Below are 20,440 nucleotides of genomic sequence, written 5' to 3'. Positions count from 1 at the left end.
CGGTGGGATCTCGGGGCACCCGCACACTGATCCTCGGCGGAGTGCGGTCGGGTAAATCCGGCCATGGGGAATCACTGCTGCTCGACCATCCATCGGTGCGTTACCTGGCCACCGGTCCGACCACCTCGTCGGACGCCGAATGGGTCGCCCGCCTTGCGGCCCATCGCGCTCGCCGCGACGACCGGTACACCACCGTCGAGACGATCGACGTGGCCGCGGCGCTGCGATCAGACCAGACTGTGACATTGCTCGACGACCTCGGGAACTGGCTGGCCGCGCAGCTCGACGCAGTCGGCGGATGGGGCGACGCGCCGGTCGATCTCACCTCCGTCCGCACCGAGATCTGCTCGGCCATCGCCGATTTCACCGGAGATCTGGTCATCATCAGCCCCGAGGTCGGGCTGTCCGTGGTTCCTCCGACGCCGGCCGGCCGACGTTTCCAGGATGAGTTGGGCGCCCTCAACGAGGCCGTCGCGGCGGTCTGCGATCGCGTGGTCCTGACGGTCGCCGGACGCGTGCTCGAGCTCCCGGCATCGGCATCGGCACCGACACTCGCGCCCGCGCCCGCGCCCGCGCCGACAGCAACCGTTCTTACGCCGACAGCAACCGATTCCACGCCGACAGCACCAGAAAAGCAGACTGCGGCGGCGACCACCCCGGCGCCGACGACGGGTGGGCAGGTGGATCCGACCGATGCCGAGAACTTCCCGCCGGTCGAACCGCCCGATATCGCCACGGCCGCGGCCGCGCGTGCACGGCACCTCGAGCTCACCAAACCGCCAGGCTCGCTCGGACGCCTCGAGGACATCGGGGTCTGGCTCGCCTCATGCCAGGGCGCCTGTCCCCCAAAGCAACTGACTGCGCCGTCGGTGGTCGTGTTCGCCGGCGATCATGGCGTCGCGCAGTCCGGGGTGTCGGCCTTCCCGTCCGAGGTGACCGCCCAGATGGTGGCCAACATCGCCTCTGGTGGTGCGGCTGTCAACATCCTCGCCCGGCGTGCCGGGGCCTCAGTGCGGGTCGTCGACATGTCCGTCGACGCCGATACCGCACCCGACGTCTCCCGCTACAAGGTCCGGCGCAGCAGCGGCGACCTGCGCATCACCGATGCCCTCACACTCGCTGAGGCGCGGGAAGCTCTGGCAGCGGGCCGCGCGATCGCCGACGAGCTCGTCGACTCCGGCGCGGACCTCCTCATGGGGGGCGAGATGGGGATCGGCAACACCACCCCGGCGACTGTGCTGATCGGTACCCTGACGCGGCGTGAGCCGGTCGAGATCGTCGGGCGCGGAACAGGTATCGACGATGCCGGGTGGATTCGCAAGACCGCGGCCATCCGCGACGGCATGCGCCGGGCGCGACGTCACGTGCACGATCCGCTCTCGCTGCTCGCCGCGGTCGCGGGCGCCGACCTCACCGCACTTGCCGGGTTCCTCGCACAGGCGGCCGTGCGCCGCACCCCGGTGATCCTCGACGGCATGGTCGTCACCGCAGCCGCGATGGTCGCCAACGAGCTCGCCCCGGGTGCGACGCACTGGTGGCTCGCCGGCCATCGCTCCGTCGAACCCGCCCACACCGTCGCTCTCGAACACCTCGATCTCGAGCCGGTGCTCGACCTCTCGATGCGCCTCGGCGAGGGCAGCGGCGCTCTCACCGCACTGCCGATCGTCGCGTCGTCGGTGGACATCCTGACGTCGATGGCGACCTTTGCCGACGCGGGCGTCAGCGGATCGGCTGCCCCCGACGCCTCAACCGGCGGCCTCAACCCCGACCCGGCGACCTCCGACCAGGTCAGCACCGATGGCGACACCACCGAGACGGCGGCGGCCTCGAGCGCCTCCACCATCTGACGACGACCATGGCGTCCTCAGTGCGGGCCGTCGGTGTGGCGTTCTCGTGGCTGACCGTGCTGCCCATACCGCACAGCTGGGTCGACGCCGCGGGACCGGTCGATCGACGTCTCGGCGGCGCCGTGATGAGCGCGGTACCGGTCGTGGGCGCCGTCCTCGGTGGCGTGGGCGCCACGCTGACATGGGGACTCTCCTACACCGACCTCCCATCGGCGATGATCGGTTTCCTGCTGGTGGCGGCACTGGGTCTGGCCACCCGCGGCATGCATCTCGACGGTCTCGCCGACACCGCCGACGGCCTGGGTTGCTACGGCACGCCCGAGCGGGTGGCCGAGGTGATGCGCAGCGGCACGGTCGGCCCCTTCGGGGTCGCCACGGTGGTCGGCGTGATCGTGATCCAAGGCCTCGGCTTCGCTGCCCTCGGCGACGATGGTCGCTGGTATGCGATCGCACTAGCGATCGCCACGGGTCGGGTGGCCGCGGTGATCGGCACGCGACAGGGCCTCGGGTCGGCGCACCCGAACGGATTCGGCGCACTCGTGGCGGGCACCCAACACGTCTCGGCCGTCGTGTGGCCGGCGATCGGGATCGTCGCGGCCGCGGTGTCCGGGCTCTGGCTCGCCGGTACCACGGTCGGCACGTCGGCAGTCGCGACGGCCGTCCAGGCGGTTGTCGCGGCCGGTGTGGTGTGGCTGTTCACCTGGGCCTTCACCCGCCACTGCGCGCGACGGATGGGCGGGATCTCCGGCGACGTCCTCGGCGCCGTCATCGAACTCGGTACGACCCTGATGGTGATCGGTCTCCTGGTCTGAGGCCACCGGGATCGACCTGTCGCACCCGACAAGTCAGCGGGACGCGACCGGCGGTGGCGCCAACCGGTCCCCCGAGACCAACGATCCGGCGTGTTTGATCCGCCGCGTCATGGGAGCCAGCTCGTATCCGGTCACACCGTCGAGATCGGCGAGAACGGTGACGACGAAATCGTAGAGGCCGGGAACGTCGACCGCGGCGACCGAGGCGATCATGTTCGAGGCGCCGGTGACCGCCGCCGCGAACGGGACGTCGGGATGTTCGGCCAGGGCATCGCCGACGGCACGCAGCCGACCGGGCGCGACGGTCAACCACAGTAACGCCGAGAGAAACCGGCCGGTAGCCGCCGGGGCCAGGTCGACGTCGAAATAGATCACCCCCGACGACACCAGCGTCTGGATACGCCTGGTGACCTGCCCCGGAGTGCTGCCGAGGGTCCGCGCCAGGGACGAATACGGCGACCGACCGTCGTGTGAGAGACGCTCGACCAGTGCGCGGTCACCGGGCGACAACTCCACCGGGCCACGGTCGGTGGTCACGGGGATCCTGGTGGACACCAAGGCATCTGCCTGATCCCGGCTCAGCACATCACGCCAGCCCTCCCAGTCGGTCGGCGCACCTCCGACGAACGTGTGCATGACCGCCGCGGCCGACACGTCCAGTACCGGCGCCGCCCTCGGCAGCAGCCTGGTGAGCAGCTCGTCGGTCTCGGATTCGGTGGCCGACCTCAGGTTGAACGCGACCTCCCATCCGGCCGAGAGGATCGAGACCCACGACACGTCGTCACGCCTGCCGAGGGCATCGGCGATGGGGCCGGCGTTCTCCGGCCGACAGCGGACCCGAACCATCCACACCGTGACGCCGATCGATCGTGGCTCGATCGCGACGGTCACGCGCATCAGACCGTCCCGACGAAGGCGCCGATACCTGCGGGCCACCGTCTGCTCGGCCACCCCGAGCACATCGGCCATCTGGCCGAACGATGCCCGCGGCGAGAGCTGAATCGCCCGAGTGATCTGCGCATCGAGTGCATCGATGGTGGAGGAATCACGAGGATCAGGGGCCGGCATGAGAAGAATTCTACGTTTCGACCGACTGGTGGCAGTCTCGAAGGCGATTGCGACGACACTTGTCGAGGTCCGAGATCCATCGCGCTCGGCCAGAGTCTTCAGGAGGTTTTCATGGCACGCAGATGGTGGACCCTTGTGGTGGTCTGTGCGGCGACGTTCATGTTGTTACTCGACGTCACGATCGTCGTGGTCGCCCTGCCGGATATCCAGCATGCACTGGGCGCCAGCTTCAGCCAGTTGCAGTGGGTGACCGACGCCTACGCGCTCGCACTCGCGGCGTTGTTGTTGACGTCTGGATCCCTTGCCGATCGCTTCGGCCGCAAACTCGTCTTCGTCGTCGGCCTGGTCGTCTTCACCCTCGGTTCGCTGTTGTGCGGTGTCGCCGCGGACCCGATGATGCTCGTCGTCTCCCGCGCCGTCCAGGGCGTCGGTGGCGCCATGCTCTTCGCGACGTCGCTGGCGTTGCTGGCCTCGACGTTCCACGGCCGCGAGCGCGGCGTCGCGTTCAGTGCGTGGGGGGCCGTCACCGGCATCTCGACCGCACTCGGCCCCATTCTCGGCGGCCTCATCACCACTGGGATCAGCTGGCGCGGAATCTTTCTCGTCAATCTGCCGATCGGCATCCTCGCGTTGTGGGTCGCGTTGACCCGCGTCGACGAATCACGCTCACCACATGCGCGACGCATCGACTGGGCGGGCATGATCAGTTTCACCGGCGGCCTGTTCGCACTGGTCTTCGGGCTCACCGAGGCCGGCGAGAGCTCGTGGTCGGACACCGGTGTCATCGTGTCGTTCGTTGTCGCAGCGGTCGCGCTCATCGCGTTCGTCGTCATCGAACTACGCGTCGCCGAACCGATGCTCGACCTGTCGCTGCTGCGGATCCCGACCTTCCTGGGCGGGTCCATCGCCGCCTTCACGATGAACGGCTCACTGTTCGCGGTGCTGCTCTATCTGGTGATCTATCTCCAGGACAGTCTGGGCTACTCGGCATTGCAGACCGGTGTGCGGTTGTTGCTGATGTCCGGCGCCACCATGGTCGTCGCCACCATCGCGGGACGTGTGTCCTCGCACGTACCGGCACGGTGGCTCATCGGGCCGGGGTTGTTCGGGGTGGGCCTGGGCCTACTGCTGATGACCGGCCTCGACGGTGACACCGCCTGGACGCATCTCATCCCCGGCCTGCTCGTCGCCGGCATCGGCAGCGGCCTGGTCAATCCACCACTGGCCTCGACCGCTGTCGGCGTCGTCGAGGTGCACCGGTCCGGGATGGCGTCGGGGATCAACAACACGTTCCGTCAGGTCGGGATCGCCGTCGGGATCGCGGTCTATGGTTCGTTGTTCTCCGCGCGGATGTCGTCGTCGATCAGCGGGAGCCTGTCCGGGAACGGTGAGCTCGGCAGTCGGGCAGATGATCTCGCCGATGCTGCGCACAACGGCGCCTTGGGTCCGGTCCTACAGTCGCTTCCCGCCGGACTGCGCGGGGAGGTGGTCGGCGCCGTCCACACCGGCTTCGCCGACGCGATGAACCTGCTGTTCGTCGTCAGCGGATCGGTGGCACTCGTCGGCGCCGTGTGCGCGTTGCTCCTGATCCGCAGCAAGGACTTCGTCGCGGATCAACCGCCGAACGGTGAGCGGCCGGACACCTATGCCCGGCCGGCCGGTACCCCGACATCCTGAGCGACCGAACCATGACACGCCCCTCGTGGCCCTCGGACCACGAGGGGCCTGTCAGCGTCGGTACAGCTCGGTCATCCAGCCGTGCGTGTCGGCGAAGGTGCCACGCTGAATCCCGGTCAGCGTGTCGCGCAACGCCTGGGTCACCTCGCCCGCCGAACCATCGCCGATCATGTAGTCCTCGGTGTCGCCCTTGACCCGGCCGACCGGGGTGATGACGGCCGCGGTCCCGCAGGCGAAGACCTCGGTGATGTCGCCCGTAGCAACTCCCTTACGCAGTTCCTCGGTCGTGATACGTCGTTCCTCGACGGCGAAGCCGGCGTCGGTTGCCAACTGCAGCAAGGACTCCCGGGTGATGCCGGGCAGCAACGAACCGCTCAGCTCCGGGGTCACGAGCCGCGCATCCGCGCCGGACCCGAACACGAAGAACAGATTCATGCCGCCCATCTCCTCGATGTAGCGGCGTTCGACGGCGTCGAGCCAGACGACCTGATCGCAGCCGTGCTGGGTGGCCTGTGCCTGTGCGAGGAAGGCGGCCGCGTAGTTGCCACCGCATTTGGCGAATCCGGTACCGCCCGGTGCGGCGCGGACGTACTCGGTGGAGAGCCAGACGCTGACCGGCTTGATGCCGCCCGAGAAGTACGCCCCGGCCGGAGACGCGATGACCGAGTAGATGTACTGGTTGGACGGCGCGTTGACGCCGAGGCCGGCCTGCGACGCGAACATGAAGGGACGCAGATAGAGGGCTTCCTCGCCGCCGGCGGCGGGCACCCACTCGTTGTCGGCGTCGAGCAGCACCCGCAGCGACGCGATGAAGTCCTCGACGGGCAGCGGTGGCATCGCCAGACGCTCGGCGGAACGCTGCATCCGCACGCCGTTGGCCTCCGGACGGAATGCGGCGATCGAGCCGTCGGGCTGACGGTAGGCCTTGAGCCCCTCGAAGACCTCCTGGCCGTAATGCAGCACCATCGCCGACGGATCGAGCGCGATCGGCGCGTAGGGGCGCACCTGCGCGTTGTGCCACCCGCGATCCACGTCGTAGTCGACCAACACCATGTTGTCGGTGAAGAATTTGCCGAAACCGGGGGCGGAGAGGATCTCCGACCGACGATTCTCCGACACCGGGTGGGGATGCTCGGTACGCGTGAACTGCAAGGTCATTGGCCAATCGTACCGCCGCACCGCAAACGAGTTGTCGCCCGCCATCATCGTCGGGACACGGTCGCGGTCCGCGGGGCGGCGGCCGGGGTCGACCCCGAGGTCAGACGTGCGGCGTGACGAACGGCGGTGCGACGACCTCGCACACCAGGTCCCGCCCGCGGACGTCCACCACCACCTCGTCGCCGACGGCGATCCCGGCATCGGTGGCCAGCAGCGCGAGCGCGATGCCCTGCTTGAGCGTCGGCGAGAAGGTCCCCGACGTGCACGTGCCGATCTGCGCGCCACCCGGCCCCGACAGCACCGCGCACTCCGCCCGCGGTACGCCGCGCCCGGTCGCCTTCAGTCCGTGCAGCCGTCGGGCCGGGCCGGCGGCCTTCTCGGCGATGAGAGACTCCCGGCCGAAGAACTCGGGCTTCTTCCAACCGACCGCCCAGCCCGACCGGGCCTGCACGGGCGTGATGTCGGGGCTCAGTTCGTGCCCGTGCAGCGCATATCCCATCTCGGTCCGGAGGGTGTCCCGGGCGCCCAGACCCGCCGGCTGACCGCCGAGGTCGGTGACCGCCGACAACAGCGCATCGAACACCGGCCCGGCGTCGTCCCATCGCGGCAGCAGCTCGTATCCGCGCTCCCCGGTGTACCCCGTCCGGCACACGCGCACCGGCAGCGTTCCGACCTCGGTGGTCAGCTCTGCGTCGGTGAAGGCCATGTACTCCATCTCGGTGGGCAGCCCTACGCGCGCGAGGGCATCGGGAGCCTTCGGTCCCTGCACGGCCAGCACGGCGTACTCGCGATGGCGATCCGTCACGGTGACACCGTCCGGTGCCGCCGCCGCCAGTCGTTCGACCACGCTCGCGGTGTTCGCCGCGTTCGGTATCAGGAACACCTCGTCGTCGCTCACCAGATAGGTGATGAGGTCATCGACAACACCGCCGGATTCATTGCAGCACAGCGTGTATTGCGCCTTGCCCGGTGCGATCTTGGCGAGGTCGTTGGTCAGTGTGCGATTCACCAGGTCCGCCGCCCCCGGCCCCGCGACGACGGCCTTGCCGAGATGACTCACGTCGAAGATGCCGACGCTCTCGCGGACGGCGGTGTGCTCGGCAACGGTTCCGGCATAGGAGACCGGCATGTCCCAGCCACCGAAGGCGGCGAAGGTGGCGCCGAGAGCACCATGGCGGTCGGCGATCGGGCCCGCAAGGAGTTCACTCATGGACACCTACCGTACTGGGACCGGAGCCACATGACCGCGATGCCGCACGCCCCGTCGCCCTCCGCCGCGTCGGCAGGCCCTGTGGCACAGTTGTGCCGTGAGCAAGAACGAGACGACTGACCGCGTGCGCGGCCCGGAACTGGAGTTGGCGACCACCCTCGGCAAGGCCGACGAGGCCCTGGTGATCGGCCTGATCAAACCCGAGAACAGTGAGAAGGAGGGCACCGGTACCGACGCCGACCCCACCCTCGTGATCGGCGACGGGATCTTCGATGATGCGCAGGCCGAGTTCGTCGGCGCGGCCGCCCGCCGCCTCGGCGCGACCGGCTCGCACGGCGAGATCACCCGGCTCCCGGCCCCCGAGGGCCTGGACGTCGACGTCATCGTCGCCGTCGGACTCGGCACCGCCGACAACCTCGACGATCCGGAACAGGTCCGGCAGGCCGCCGGGATCGCGGCGCGTGAACTCGACGGCCACGCGCAGGCGGCCACCACCCTGTCGGCGGTGAACCTGGCCGCGGCCGCCGAGGGATTCTTCCTGGGCGCGTACCGATTCGACATCTTCCGGTCGGAGAAGACCCGTCCCAAGAAGTCGCTCCCGACCACGATCACGCTGCTCGTCGAGGACAAGAGCCGGACGGCCAAGGCCGAACTGGCCCACGCGGCCGCGGTGGCCGATTCGGTGGCCATCGCCCGTGACTTCGTGAACACCCCGCCCAGTCACCTCTATCCCGAGGAGTTCGCCGAGCGCGCCCGCGTGCTGGGCAGCGCCGTCGGCCTCAAGGTCGAGGTGCTCGACGACACCGCACTGGAGAAGGCCGGATACGGCGGCATCATCGGCGTCGGCAAGGGCTCGTCGCGTCTGCCGCGGCTGGTGCGTCTGGTGCACACCGGCAAGAAGGACGCCAAGAAGGTGGCGCTCGTCGGCAAGGGCATCACCTTCGACACCGGCGGCATCTCGATCAAGCCGGCAGCGAACATGGACCACATGACCTCGGACATGGGCGGCGCGGCCGCGGTCATCGCGGCCACCATCCTCGCCGCGCGACTCGAGCTCGACGTCTCGGTGACGGCCACCGTGCCGATGGCGGAGAACATGCCGTCGGCGACCGCGCAGCGACCGGGCGACGTGCTCACCCAGTACGGCGGCACCACCGTCGAGGTCCTCAACACCGACGCCGAAGGCCGGCTCATCCTGGCCGATGCGATCGTGCGGGCCTGCGAGGACGAACCGGACTACCTCATCGACACCGCCACGCTGACCGGGGCGCAGATGGTGGCCCTGGGGGCGCGCACCCCGGGTGTGATGGGCACCGACGACTTCCGCGATCGCGTCGCGGCCTTGTCGCGCGAGGTCGGCGAGAACGGTTGGGCCATGCCACTGCCCACCGAGTTGCGCGGTGACCTCAAGTCGCGGGTGGCCGACCTGGCGAACGTGACGAACCACCGGAACGGCGGCATGTTGTCGGCCGGACTGTTCCTCAAGGAGTTCGTCGCCGAGTCCGTCGGGTGGGCTCACATCGACATCGCGGGTCCGGCGTTCAACACGTCCGGCCCCTGGGGCTACACGACCAAGGGCGGGACCGGCGTGCCGGTCCGCACCATCGCCCGGGTGCTCGAGGACATCGCCGAGCACGGCTGAGCACGCCGCGCGTCGGCGAGTCGATCAGGGTTGCAGACCCTCGACCATGCGCTGGGTGCCGAGGACTATCGCGAGCGCGAGCCGTTCGGCGTCCTCGGTGCCGGGCTCCGCGGTGTAGATCATGATCCGGATGTCGTCGGCGGCGACGATCATGGTGTCGCAGTCGAGTGTGATCAAGCCGACGTCGGGGTGATCGATCGTCTTTCGCCTCCCTGGATCCGCTTGCCGCCCGACCTCGCCCGATTCCCAGAGGTCGACGAAACGCGGGCCCAGCACCGACAGCTCGGCGACGAGGTCGCGCAACCGGTGATCGGCCGGATAGCGAGCGGCGGTCAGACGCAGATCGCCGATCAGGCCGGCCTCGAATTCCGCCTGCTCGTCGGGCGAGTGGACCGCTCGTGTTCCCGGCCCGACGAGGTTGCGCCAGACACTGTTGCGTTCGATCCCCCGCAAGTCCGTCGTGGCACCCATCAATGCGTCATACGGCGCATTGGCGACGATGAGTGTCCAGGTCGCGTCGTAGACGGCGACGGGGGTGTTGGCCAGCCGGTCGAGCAGTCGTTGCACACTCGGCGTGATGCGCGCCGACACCACGTCCCGACCCGGCGTGGCATGCCCGGCCAGGCGGAACAGGAGATCCCGTTCGGCATCGCCGAGGCGCAGCGAACGGGCGAGACTCTCCACGACCTGCACCGAGGGTGATGTCGATCGACCTTGCTCGAGTCGCGTGAGGTAGTCCACGGAGATACCGGCCAGCCAGGCGAGTTCCTCTCGCCGCAGCCCGGCCGCACGTCGGCGGCCGGCCACCGGGACGCCCACGGCCGACGGCTCGAGCCGGTCGCGCCACTGACGGACCATCCGGCCGAACTCCCACGATTGCACCCTTCGAGTGTGCACATCCGCGACGGTCGTTGTCCTGGCCCTGGCAGTCCTACGAAAAGTCGACGACTGCCTGTCCGCCACCGCGTGGGTGAGTCTCGATCTCGGGACTCACCCACGACGAACGGAGACGACAATGACCACGACAACACCGGGCACCGTGTTGATCACCGGCCCGACCGGCGGTCTCGGACGAGCCACCACGATGGCGATCGCGAACCGCCCGGCGGCCGGCCGCCCGGATCTGCTGCTGGTCGGGAGACCTGGTCGGGCACTCGGCGAGATCGCCGATGCCGCCCGCGCGACCGGGACGAACGTCCATGAGATCGGTGCCGACCTCGCACGCCTGGCCGACGTGCGGGATGCAGCGAGGACGGCCCGGCAGCTGATCGACGACGGCGCAGTACACCCGCTGCACGCCCTGGTGGCCAATGCCGGGATATCGGTGGTCGACACCCGCGTCGCCTCCGCCGACGGGTTCGAGATGACCTTCGCCGTGAATCACCTCGCGCATGCACAACTGATCGGCGACCTCCTCGAGACCTTCGCACCACCTGCGCGCATCGTTTTGCTGGGATCGAACACATACCACCAGAACATCTTCCGCCGAGTTCTCCACGTCCCGGCCGCAGCATGGCGTGATCCGGTCGAGCTCGCCCGCGCCGCCACGCCCGGGACGTCGGCGTCCCTCGAGGCAGGTGGCGTCGCCTACTCCGACTCCAAACTCGCGATCCTCTACTACGCACACGAACTGCAGCGGCGTGTGCGGCCCGGGATCTCGGTGATGGTGTTCGAGCCGGGATTCATGCCCGGCACCGGTTTGTCGCGGCAGCACGGACCGCGCACGCAGCAGATCGGCCGCGCGATCGAACGGATCCCGGGGGTTTCATCGCCCACGAAATCCGGTCCCGCACTCGCGTCGATCGTCCTCGATGACCGCTGGGCGCACCTGAAGGACGGCGCGTTCGTGGTCGTCGACGCCGAATGCGACGTGAAACCCTTCGCGACCGATCCGGCCCGCGAGGCGAGGTTGTGGGAGGCCACAACAGAACTCCTGAACGCCGCTGAGCGGGCCGGCGCGTGACGCGCGGCAAATGTCCGGGCACACCCGGTCCGTGTGACGCGTGCCGGGTAGGGTAGCTCAGGGACGGACGGCTCACCCGCCACAGCCCGTCCCCGTGCACCGACGGCGCACACACCGCGGCGCGCAGACCTAGTGACCACACGTCGAGTTCAGGAGTCAACAACGATGGCCTTCTCCGTCCAGATGCCCGCCCTGGGTGAAAGCGTCACCGAAGGGACAGTCACCCGGTGGCTGAAGGAGGAGGGCGACACCGTCGAGGCCGACGAGGCATTGCTCGAGGTGTCCACCGACAAAGTCGACACCGAGATCCCCGCCCCCACTTCGGGAGTGCTGACGAAGATCGTCGCCCAGGAAGACGACGTCGTCGAGGTCGGCGGCGAACTCGCGCTCATCGGTGAGGCCGGCGAGCAGTCCGGTGGCGACGATGCCGCCGACTCGAGCGGCGACGAACCCGCCGAGCCGGAAGCCGCAGCCGCGCCGTCCGAAGCTCCGTCGACCGACACCGAGGCGCCCGCCGAGAAGCCTTCTGCGGAGTCGACGTCGGGCGGTGGATCCGCCGAGGGCACCGATGTGGTGATGCCCGAACTCGGCGAGTCGGTCACCGAGGGAACAGTCACCAACTGGCTCAAGTCCGTCGGTGACGAGGTCGCCGCCGACGAGCCGCTCCTCGAGGTGTCGACGGACAAGGTCGACACCGAGATCCCGTCGCCGGTCGCCGGCACATTGCTCGAGATCGTCGCCGAAGAGGACGACGTCATCGAGGTCGGTGGCAAGCTCGCCGTGATCGGGGACGCGTCGGCCGCGCCGAGCAAGAAGCCTGCCCCGCAACCAGAGGCCGAGAAGGCACCTGAGCCGGAGCCCGAACCAGAACCTGAGCCAGAGCCAGAGCCGGCAAAGCCTGCGTCCGCCCCCGAGCCCGCACCGGCCGCGAAGTCAGAGAAGCCGACCGCGGCCGAGCCGAAGACGGTCGAGTCGACCCCGTACGTGACGCCGCTGGTCCGAAAGCTGGCCGCGGAGAACGACATCGACCTGAACAGCATCAAGGGCACCGGCGTCGGTGGCCGCATCCGCAAGCAGGACGTGCTGGCCGCGGCAGATGCCGCGAAGGCACCCGCCGAGACAGCTGCGCCCGCGGCGTCGGCTCCCGCTGCACCGCAGGCACCCGCCGCATCGGCGGCACCGGAGGTCAATCCCGAGTTGGCCGCGCTGCGTGGGACCACGCAGAAGATCAATCGGATCCGGCAGATCACCGCCAAGAAGACCCGGGAATCGCTGCAGACCAGCGCACAGCTCACCCAGGTGTTCGAGGTCGACATGACCAAGATCGTGACGCTGCGCAAGCAGGCGAAGGAGTCGTTCAAGGCGTCCGAGGGCGTCAATCTGACCTTCCTTCCGTTCATCGCGAAGGCCGTCGTCGAGGCACTCAAGGCACACCCGAATGTCAACGCGTCGATCGACGAGGACAAGAAAGAGATCACCTACTACGACAAGGTGCATCTCGGCATCGCGGTCGACACCGAGCAGGGCCTGCTGTCGCCGGTGATCCACAACGCCGACGACCTGTCGATCGCGGGGCTCGCCCGCGCGATCACCGACATCGCGGGCCGTGCCCGGACCAACAAGCTCAAGCCCGACGAGCTGGCCGGCGGTACGTTCACCATCACCAACATCGGCAGCCAGGGTGCGCTGTTCGACACTCCGATCCTGGTGCCGCCGCAGGCGGCGATGCTCGGGACGGGCGCCATCGTGAAGCGTCCCGTGGTCATCTCCGGTGACGACGGTTCGGAGTCGATCGCGGTGCGTTCGATGTCGTACCTGCCGCTCACCTACGATCACCGCCTGATCGACGGCGCCGACGCGGGCCGGTTCCTCACCACTGTGAAGAAGCGCCTCGAGCAGGCCGCGTTCGCCGCCGATCTCGGCCTCTAGGACGCGATGCGGGTAGCCGTTGCCGGCTCGCAGGGGTTGATCGGCTCCGCGGTGGTCTCCGCGTTACGCAACGCCGGCCACACCGTGGTCCGGCTGGTTCGCCGCGAGGCCCTCTCCGATGACGAGTTCTCCTGGGACCCCGAGACCTTCGGGGTCCCAGAGGAGAGTCTGCGGGGTGTGGACGCGGTGATCGGCCTCGGCGGGGTCGGCGTCGGCGACCACCGCTGGACCGGGCGTTTCAAACAGGAACTCCGGGATTCCCGCATCACCCCGACCGAGGTGCTCGCCGACGCGGTCTCCGGGGCCGGTGTGCCGACCTTCATCAGCGCCTCGGCGAGCGGTTTCTACGGCGACACCGGCGACCGGGCGGCCGACGAATCCGCTGCGGCCGGAGAAGGATTCCTCGCCGGTCTGGTCACCGACTGGGAGCACGCGGCGACCGCGAACGCCGGCGACGACACCCGCGTGGTGTTGTTGCGCACCGCGCCGGTGCTGTCGCGCAGGGGCGGGTTGTTGTCCCGCCTGCAGCCGGTCTTCTGGCTCGGCCTGGGCGGGGCCATCGGTGACGGCGAACAGTACTTCTCCTGGATCACCCTGCCGGACGAGGTCCGCGCCATCGCGTTCCTGCTGGAGTCGACGATCAGCGGGCCGGTCAATCTGTCCGCGCCCGGAGCCGTGCCGTTTGCCGAGTTCGCGTCCGCTCTCGGCCGCGCGATGCATCGGCCGGCGATGCTCAAGGTGCCGGCGTTCGCGGCCAAACGGGTCGGCGGCGAGATGGCCGAGGAAATGATTCTGTTCAGTCAGAGCGTTGTACCCGGTGTGCTGACCGACAACGGCTTCTCGTTCACCTATCCACAGATCGACGACGCATTGGGGTACACCCGTGCGTGACCGATCCATCCGCAGCTCCGCCGCGCCGATCGAGGTGCGCCGTCTGGGCACGCTCGACTACCCGGCGGCCTACGACCTGCAGCACCGGCTCGCTGCCGAACGCGCTGACGGCACGCTCGACCACGACGTCCTGTTGCTGCTCGAACATCCGTCCACGTACACCGCGGGCAAACGCACCGAGGACTCCGACCGGCCCACCGACGGCTCACTGGTGATCGACGTGGACCGCGGTGGGCGCATCACCTGGCACGGGCCGGGACAGCTGGTGGGGTATCCGATCATCCGTCTCGCCGAACCGCTCGACGTGGTCGAGTACGTCCGACGACTCGAAGAAGCGCTGATCACGGTGTGCGCCGACCTCGGCGTGGCCACGAGGCGGGTCGAGGGCCGGTCGGGTGTCTGGGTGACCGACCAGAGCGGAGAACGCAAACTCGGTCAGATCGGGATCCGGGTGGCGCGCGGCGTCGCGCTGCACGGCTTCGCCCTGAACATCGACCCGGACATGTCGGCATTCGAGGCGATCGTGCCGTGCGGCATCGCCGATGCCGGCGTGACGTCGCTGAGCCGCGAGCTCCAGCGGCCGATCGCCGTCGGCGACACACTCGCACCGGTCGCCGCGGCCGTGGAGTCGGCACTCGACGACGACCACCGCGCACTCGGTGCGCCAACGACCGCAAGCGTAGGATCTGTGCAGTGACCGCGTCTCCCATCACCCCCTCAGACCCCGCTCCCAACGGCCGCAAACTGCTGCGCCTCGAGGTACGGAACGCGCAGACCCCCATCGAGCGCAAGCCGAAATGGATCAAGACGCGCGCGACGATGGGACCCGAGTACACCGAACTCAAAGGCCTCGTGAAGCGCGAGGGCCTGCACACGGTGTGCGAGGAAGCGGGCTGCCCCAACATCTACGAATGCTGGGAGGATCGCGAGGCCACATTCTTGATCGGCGGCGAACAGTGCACGCGCCGTTGCGATTTCTGCCAGATCGACACCGGCAAGCCGGCCGAACTGGACCGCGACGAGCCGCGGCGGGTCGCCGAGAGTGTGCAGGCGATGGGCTTGCGCTACTCCACCATCACTGGTGTCGCCCGCGACGACCTGCCCGATGAGGGCGCCTGGCTCTACGCCGAGACCGTCCGCGCCATCCACCGGCTCAACCCGGGTACCGGTGTGGAAAATCTCATCCCTGATTTCCACGCCAAACCGGATCTGTTGGCCGAGGTCTTCGAGGCCCGTCCCGAGGTGCTGGCCCACAACCTGGAAACGGTTCCGCGGATCTTCAAGCGCATCCGGCCGGCGTTCCGCTACGAGCGATCGCTCGACGTGATCACCCAGGCCCGTGACTTCGGTCTGGTGACCAAGTCGAACCTGATCCTCGGCATGGGTGAGACACCCGAAGAAGTGCAGAGCGCCATCGTCGATCTGCACGAGGCCGGCTGCGACATCCTCACCATCACCCAGTACCTGCGGCCCTCGCCGCGTCACCACCCCGTCGAGCGGTGGGTCAAGCCCGAAGAGTTCGTCGACCACTCCGAGTTCGCGACGGAGATCGGGTTCGCGGGCGTCATGGCAGGACCGCTGGTGCGCTCGTCGTACCGCGCCGGACGTCTGTACGCCCAGGCCATGGCTCGTCACGGTCGAGAGCTCGCCCCGGCGATGGCGCACCTGGCTGACGGCGGCTCGGCCAGCCAGGAGGCCACGAGCCTGCTGGAACGACTCGCACGATAGAGATCGACCGCCGGGTCCGACCTCCGAAACCTGCGACGTAAACTGGTCAGCATGGCAAAGGCGCAAGACAAAGAGGCGAAGGCCGAAGCGAAGAAGGCCCGCAGGCAGGCGTCACGGGAACGCTACAAGCAGCTGTGGCAGGCCTTCCAGATGCAGCGCAAGGAAGACAAACGGCTGATCCCGTACATGGTCGGGCTGTTCGTCCTGATCGTCGCGGTCTTCGTCGTCCTCGGCCTCGTCTTCGGTTCGGTCTGGCTACTGCTTCCGCTGGGCATCGTGCTCGGCCTGCTCGCCGCGTTCATCCTGTTCGGGCGGCGCGTACAGCGCACCGTCTACACCAAGGCCGAGGGCCAGGCGGGTGCTGCCGGCTGGGCGCTGGGCAACATGCGTGGTCAATGGCGGGTCAAGCAGGCGGTCTCGGGCAACGCCCACCTCGACGCGGTCCATCGGGTGATCGGAAAACCCGGTGTGATCCTCGTCGGCGAAGGTTCACCGACTCGCGTCAAAACCCTGCTCGCGCAGGAGAAGAAGAAGGTCGCCCGAGTGGTCGGCGACACACCGATCTACGAGATCGTGGTGGGCAACGACGACGGTCTGGTCCCGTTGAGCAAGCTGGAGAAGCACATCAACAAACTCCCGCGGAACATCGATGGCAAGCGGATCGATGCCCTCGAGGGTCGTCTCGCCGCGCTGGGCGGTCGCAACCAGCAGGGCCCGGGCATGCCGAAGGGACCGGTCCCCGGCAACGCCAAGGTCCGCGGGATGCAACGCACAGCCCGACGTCGCGGCTGAGAGCCCGACCCGCACGGGGTGCCGGCGGTCAGTCCAGAAACCCGTGCAGCAGGGTCGCCGTGCCCTCGATGTGAGCGCGCATCGCTTCTGCCGCACCGTCCGGATTACCCGTCAGGATGGCGATCACGATCGCCTCGTGTTGCTCGTCGGAATGCGCGATGTTCGGTTCGAGTTGCGGGATGCGATCGAGTAGCCGATTGATCCGCATCCGGTTGTCGGCGACCAGGCTCACCAGCGACGGCGCACCCGCCGCCTCCGCGATCGCGAGGTGCAGTCGGGAGTCGAGTCGGCGGTAGTCGTCGCCGGTGGTGTCCCGGATGTCGCTCAGGCGGGTCCACAACGCCTCGCGTTCGGTGGCCGAGAAGGTGCGGCCGGCGGCCACCCGGGCGGCTCCCTCCTCGAGGATCTCGCGGAGCCGGAGTACATCGTCGAGTTCGGCGCCGGTGATCGGCTCGTCGTCGTCCCCCGCCGGACCGACGGTGTGATCGGCCACCCCGGGCGCAGGCAACACGTCAGTGAGGAATGTGCCGCCGTATCGCCCCCGCTTGGACACCAGGAATCCGGCGTCGGCCAGCGCCTTGATCGCCTCTCGGACGGTGTCCCGACTGACCCCCAGACGCACGGCCAGCTCTCGCTCCGGCGGGATCGACTCCCCCGGCTCGAACACCCCGAGCCGGATCAGCTGTAACAACCGCCCGACAGTCTCTTCGAAGGCGTTGGCCGGGCGCACCGGTGCCAGGAGCGTATCCGCGAGTTGTTCGGAACGGGCCGGAATCGTCATCGCATACCTACAGTCGTCATCGCAAACCTATAGGGGTGTCACATACGCCGAGCTGATTCCGCCATCGACCAGGAACGACGACGCCGTGATGAACGACGCGTCGTCGCTGGCGAGGAACGCGACCGCGGCGGCGAGTTCCTCGGGTTCGGCGAACCGCCCGACCGGGACGTGGATCAAACGTCGCGCCGCGCGTTCGGGATCCTTCGCGAACAGTTCCTTGAGCAGCGGGGTGTTCACCGGACCGGGGCACAGCGCATTGACCCTGATGCCCTGCCGGGCGTACTGCACACCGAGTTCGCGCGACATCGCCAGCACGCCACCCTTGGAGGCGGTGTAGGAGATCTGTGAGGTGGCCGACCCCATCACGGCGACGAACGATGCGGTGTTGATGATCGATCCACGGCCGACCGGACCCATGTGGCGCAGTGCCGCGCGGCAGGAGAAGTAGACCGACGTCAGGTTCACCTGCTGGACCCGATCCCAGGCATCGATTTCGGTCGTCTCGATGAGATCGTCTTCGGGTGGCGAGATCCCCGCGTTGTTGAAGGCGATGTCGACCGAGCCGTAACGCTGTGCCGCCGTGTCGAACAGCGCGTCCACCTGTCCCTGATCGGCGACGTCGACGTCGACGAACAGACCGTCGACCTCGTCCGCCGCCCGTCGGCCGGCGTCGCGGTCCAGATCTCCGATGACGATCTTCGCCCCCTCCGCCCGCATCCGGCGGGCCGAGGCCAGGCCGATCCCACCGGCTCCGCCGGTGACCACGGCGACCTTGCCGGACAGACGCTGGGTCAGATCGACTGTGCTGCTCATGATGTCCCTTCTGCCTGCGGGTCGGGGTCGACCGCGATGAAGACGTTCTTGGTCTCAGTGAAGGCCGACGGCGCATCGGGCCCGAGTTCCCGTCCGATCCCCGACTGCTTGTAGCCGCCGAACGGCGTCGAATACCGCACCGCCGAATGCGAATTCACAGACAGATTCCCGGCGGCCACCGCCCGTGAGACCCGCATCGCCCGCGACAGGTTCTCGGTCCAGATCGACCCGGACAGTCCGTACGGCGAATCGTTCGCCATCGCGACGGCCTGGGCCTCGTCATCGAACGCCTGGACCGTGACCACCGGACCGAAGATCTCCTCGCGCACACTGCGATCGTCCGGTTGCGGCGTCAGCACCGTCGGCGGGAACCAGAACCCGGGCCCGTCGGGGGCGCTGCCACGGAAAGCGACCGGCGCGCCGTCCGGCACGTAGGACGCGACCTTCTCCCAATGCGGCCGCGACACGAGGGGGCCCATCTCGGTGCCGTCGTCGCGTGGATCTCCCACCCGCACCGCGGACACGGCCGGCTCGAGCCGCTCCATGAACTCGTCGTAGACACTGCGCTGCACCAGGATTCGACTCCGCGCACAGCAGTCCTGGCCGGCGTTGTCGAAGACCCCGTACGGCGCGGTCGCCGCGGCGCGAGCCAGATCGGAGTCGGCGAACACGATGTTGGCGCTCTTGCCGCCGAGTTCCAGGGTGACCGGTTTGACCGACTGCGCAGCCTGTTCCATCACTCGCCTGCCGGTACGCGTGGACCCGGTGAAGACGACCTTGCCGATGCCCGGATGGCCGATGATGGCCTCTCCGACCACATCACCGCGCCCGGGCAGCACCTGCAGCAGGCCTTCGGGCAGACCGGATTCGACCGCGATTTCGGCGAGGCGGATCGAGGTCAGCGGCGTCCACTCGGCCGGTTTGACGATCACCGCGTTCCCGGCCGCCAGCGCCGGCCCGAATCCCCAGGAGGCGATCGTCATCGGAAAGTTCCACGGCGTGATCACACCGACCACGCCGATGGGCTCGGCAAACGTGATGTCGATCCCACCCGAGACCGGGATCTGGCTGCCGGCCGATCGTTCTGGTGCCGCCGAGTAGTAGGTCAGGACGTCGCGCACATGTTCGGCCTCCCACATCGCCTGTCCGAGCGGATGACCGGAGTTGGCGACCTCGAGATCGGCGAGCTCCCGGCGGTGCGCGTCGACACGAGCTGCGAATTCACGCAGGGCCATGCCGCGCGAGGCCGGCGTCGCCTCGGCCCAGGACCGCTGCGCTCGCCGGGCATCCGTCACCGCCCGGTCGACCGCTGCCGCGTCGAGCATCTCGACGTCGGCGAACACCTCGGCGGTCGCCGGGTTCACGAGTTCCATCACCGTCATGTATCCGCCTCCGATCGTCGTGTCATCCACACACGCCCCGCGTCGACGATCGCCGCGAACAGACGCAGATCGTCGAGGCGCTCCTCCGGATGCCACTGCACGGCGAGGACAAACGGCTCCCCCGGGCCTTCCACCGCCTCGATCACCCCCTCGTCGTCGCGCGCGCACACGACGAGACCCTCACCCACACGGTCGATCGCCTGATGGTGATAGCACTCCGCCGACGTCTGTTCGCCCATCAGGGATGCGAGGCGCGTTCCCGGCGTCACCGAGATCCGGGTCGTGGTGAACACCGCATTGCCTGCCTGGTGCCGCGAATGCCCGACGACATCGGGCAGGTGCTGATGCAACGTCCCGCCGAAGGCCACGTTGACCACCTGCGCTCCGCGACAGATGCCGAGCACCGGCACGCCGGCCCGCAGTGCGGCATCGAGCAGGGCGAACTCCCAGGCATCCCGGTCCACCCGGGGTTCATCGGTCGACGGATGCGGTTGCCGGCCATAGGAACCCGGATCGAGGTCCTTGCCCCCGGTCAGCACCAGCGCATCCAGGCCGTCGACGACCCGATCAGCCACCGCCTCGTCCACCGGTTGCGGGGGCAACAGCGTGGCGATACCACCACACCGGGTCACCCCGTCGAAATAGACCCGGGGCAAGAAGCTCGCCTGCACATCCCAGACCCCGGTCCGCGACGGTTCGAGGTATGTCGTCATCCCGATGATCGGCCCGGCCGCCCCAACTCCACGA

Annotated in this window: 18 protein-coding genes; 10 read left to right on the top strand and 8 right to left on the bottom strand. The window is 68.5% G+C overall.

Annotation, left to right across the window (positions count from 1 at the left end; all coding sequences use genetic code 11):
• The first annotated feature begins 2 nt into the window (after window positions 1–2).
• Both cobT and ACPXCG_RS10805 read left to right on the top strand, forming a co-directional pair.
• Window positions 3–1,847, top strand: coding sequence for a nicotinate-nucleotide--dimethylbenzimidazole phosphoribosyltransferase (gene cobT, locus ACPXCG_RS10810; protein WP_425791835.1), 1,845 nt, complete (start codon window positions 3–5; stop codon window positions 1,845–1,847).
• A gap of 8 nt (window positions 1,848–1,855) precedes the next feature.
• Window positions 1,856–2,659, top strand: a complete 804-nt coding sequence (locus ACPXCG_RS10805; protein WP_425791834.1) for an adenosylcobinamide-GDP ribazoletransferase — start codon at window positions 1,856–1,858, stop codon at window positions 2,657–2,659.
• Between the two features lie 33 nt (window positions 2,660–2,692).
• On the opposite strand, the gene ACPXCG_RS10800 is transcribed toward ACPXCG_RS10805, so the two are convergent.
• The gene (locus ACPXCG_RS10800; protein ID WP_425791832.1) at window positions 2,693–3,727 is read right to left on the bottom strand and encodes an Lrp/AsnC family transcriptional regulator; all 1,035 of its coding nucleotides are present in this window, start codon (window positions 3,725–3,727) and stop codon (window positions 2,693–2,695) included.
• 111 nt (window positions 3,728–3,838) lie between these two features.
• Here ACPXCG_RS10800 and ACPXCG_RS10795 point away from each other — a divergent pair, with 111 nt between their 5' ends.
• Complete coding sequence (locus ACPXCG_RS10795) at window positions 3,839–5,404, top strand: MFS transporter (protein WP_425791830.1); 1,566 nt, start codon at window positions 3,839–3,841, stop codon at window positions 5,402–5,404.
• A gap of 51 nt (window positions 5,405–5,455) precedes the next feature.
• On the opposite strand, the gene ACPXCG_RS10790 is transcribed toward ACPXCG_RS10795, so the two are convergent.
• Both ACPXCG_RS10790 and gcvT read right to left on the bottom strand, forming a co-directional pair.
• Window positions 5,456–6,562: a branched-chain amino acid aminotransferase gene (locus tag ACPXCG_RS10790; protein WP_425791828.1), complete on the bottom strand. Its 1,107-nt coding sequence runs from the start codon at window positions 6,560–6,562 to the stop codon at window positions 5,456–5,458.
• Window positions 6,563–6,662: 100 nt separating this feature from the next.
• The gene (gene gcvT / locus ACPXCG_RS10785; RefSeq protein ID WP_425791826.1) at window positions 6,663–7,772 is read right to left on the bottom strand and encodes a glycine cleavage system aminomethyltransferase GcvT; all 1,110 of its coding nucleotides are present in this window, start codon (window positions 7,770–7,772) and stop codon (window positions 6,663–6,665) included.
• Window positions 7,773–7,869: 97 nt separating this feature from the next.
• Between gcvT and ACPXCG_RS10780 the strand changes: the two genes are divergently transcribed.
• On the top strand, window positions 7,870–9,414 hold the full coding sequence (locus tag ACPXCG_RS10780; RefSeq protein WP_425791824.1) for a leucyl aminopeptidase: 1,545 nt from the start codon (window positions 7,870–7,872) through the stop codon (window positions 9,412–9,414).
• Window positions 9,415–9,438: 24 nt separating this feature from the next.
• Here the strand turns inward: ACPXCG_RS10780 and ACPXCG_RS10775 are convergent, their stop codons facing one another.
• Window positions 9,439–10,296 carry a helix-turn-helix transcriptional regulator gene (locus tag ACPXCG_RS10775; RefSeq protein ID WP_425791822.1) on the bottom strand — a complete coding sequence of 286 codons (858 nt, stop codon included), beginning with the start codon at window positions 10,294–10,296 and terminating at the stop codon, window positions 9,439–9,441.
• Between the two features lie 133 nt (window positions 10,297–10,429).
• On the opposite strand from ACPXCG_RS10775, the gene ACPXCG_RS10770 reads away from it, so the two are divergent.
• The 6 genes from ACPXCG_RS10770 (at window position 10,430) to ACPXCG_RS10745 (ending at window position 16,717) form a co-directional block, all read left to right on the top strand.
• Window positions 10,430–11,377, top strand: coding sequence for an SDR family NAD(P)-dependent oxidoreductase (locus ACPXCG_RS10770; protein WP_425791820.1), 948 nt, complete (start codon window positions 10,430–10,432; stop codon window positions 11,375–11,377).
• 165 nt (window positions 11,378–11,542) lie between these two features.
• Window positions 11,543–13,306 carry a 2-oxoglutarate dehydrogenase, E2 component, dihydrolipoamide succinyltransferase gene (gene sucB, locus ACPXCG_RS10765; protein WP_425791818.1) on the top strand — a complete coding sequence of 588 codons (1,764 nt, stop codon included), beginning with the start codon at window positions 11,543–11,545 and terminating at the stop codon, window positions 13,304–13,306.
• A 6-nt stretch (window positions 13,307–13,312) separates the two neighbouring features.
• Complete coding sequence (locus ACPXCG_RS10760) at window positions 13,313–14,197, top strand: TIGR01777 family oxidoreductase (RefSeq protein ID WP_425791816.1); 885 nt, start codon at window positions 13,313–13,315, stop codon at window positions 14,195–14,197.
• The gene (lipB, locus tag ACPXCG_RS10755) at window positions 14,190–14,894 is read left to right on the top strand and encodes a lipoyl(octanoyl) transferase LipB (RefSeq protein ID WP_425791814.1); all 705 of its coding nucleotides are present in this window, start codon (window positions 14,190–14,192) and stop codon (window positions 14,892–14,894) included. The genes ACPXCG_RS10760 and lipB overlap by 8 nt, the downstream gene beginning before the upstream one ends.
• On the top strand, window positions 14,891–15,925 hold the full coding sequence (gene lipA, locus ACPXCG_RS10750) for a lipoyl synthase (protein ID WP_425791812.1): 1,035 nt from the start codon (window positions 14,891–14,893) through the stop codon (window positions 15,923–15,925). Before lipB ends, lipA begins: the two co-directional genes overlap by 4 nt.
• 51 nt (window positions 15,926–15,976) lie before the next feature.
• Entirely contained in the window at window positions 15,977–16,717 is a 741-nt protein-coding gene (locus ACPXCG_RS10745) for a DUF4191 domain-containing protein (RefSeq protein WP_425791810.1), read from the top strand.
• 28 nt (window positions 16,718–16,745) lie between these two features.
• Here the strand turns inward: ACPXCG_RS10745 and ACPXCG_RS10740 are convergent, their stop codons facing one another.
• From ACPXCG_RS10740 to ACPXCG_RS10725, 4 genes are read right to left on the bottom strand one after another with little or no spacing between them, the layout of a single operon-like run.
• A complete protein-coding gene (locus ACPXCG_RS10740; protein ID WP_425791809.1) occupies window positions 16,746–17,498 on the bottom strand; it encodes a FadR/GntR family transcriptional regulator in 753 nt (250 codons plus the stop codon).
• A gap of 27 nt (window positions 17,499–17,525) precedes the next feature.
• Window positions 17,526–18,311, bottom strand: a complete 786-nt coding sequence (locus ACPXCG_RS10735; RefSeq protein WP_425791807.1) for a 3-oxoacyl-ACP reductase — start codon at window positions 18,309–18,311, stop codon at window positions 17,526–17,528.
• Entirely contained in the window at window positions 18,308–19,693 is a 1,386-nt protein-coding gene (locus ACPXCG_RS10730; protein ID WP_425792105.1) for an aldehyde dehydrogenase family protein, read from the bottom strand. Before ACPXCG_RS10730 ends, ACPXCG_RS10735 begins: the two co-directional genes overlap by 4 nt.
• Window positions 19,690–20,406 carry a gamma-glutamyl-gamma-aminobutyrate hydrolase family protein gene (locus ACPXCG_RS10725; RefSeq protein ID WP_425792104.1) on the bottom strand — a complete coding sequence of 239 codons (717 nt, stop codon included), beginning with the start codon at window positions 20,404–20,406 and terminating at the stop codon, window positions 19,690–19,692. The genes ACPXCG_RS10730 and ACPXCG_RS10725 overlap by 4 nt, the downstream gene beginning before the upstream one ends.
• Window positions 20,407–20,440: the final 34 nt, after the last annotated feature.

This window comes from Gordonia sp. DT218, assembly GCF_049847105.1.
Classification (GTDB): Bacteria; Actinomycetota; Actinomycetes; order Mycobacteriales; family Mycobacteriaceae; genus Gordonia.
This window is presented reverse-complemented; position numbering and strand designations above follow the sequence as displayed.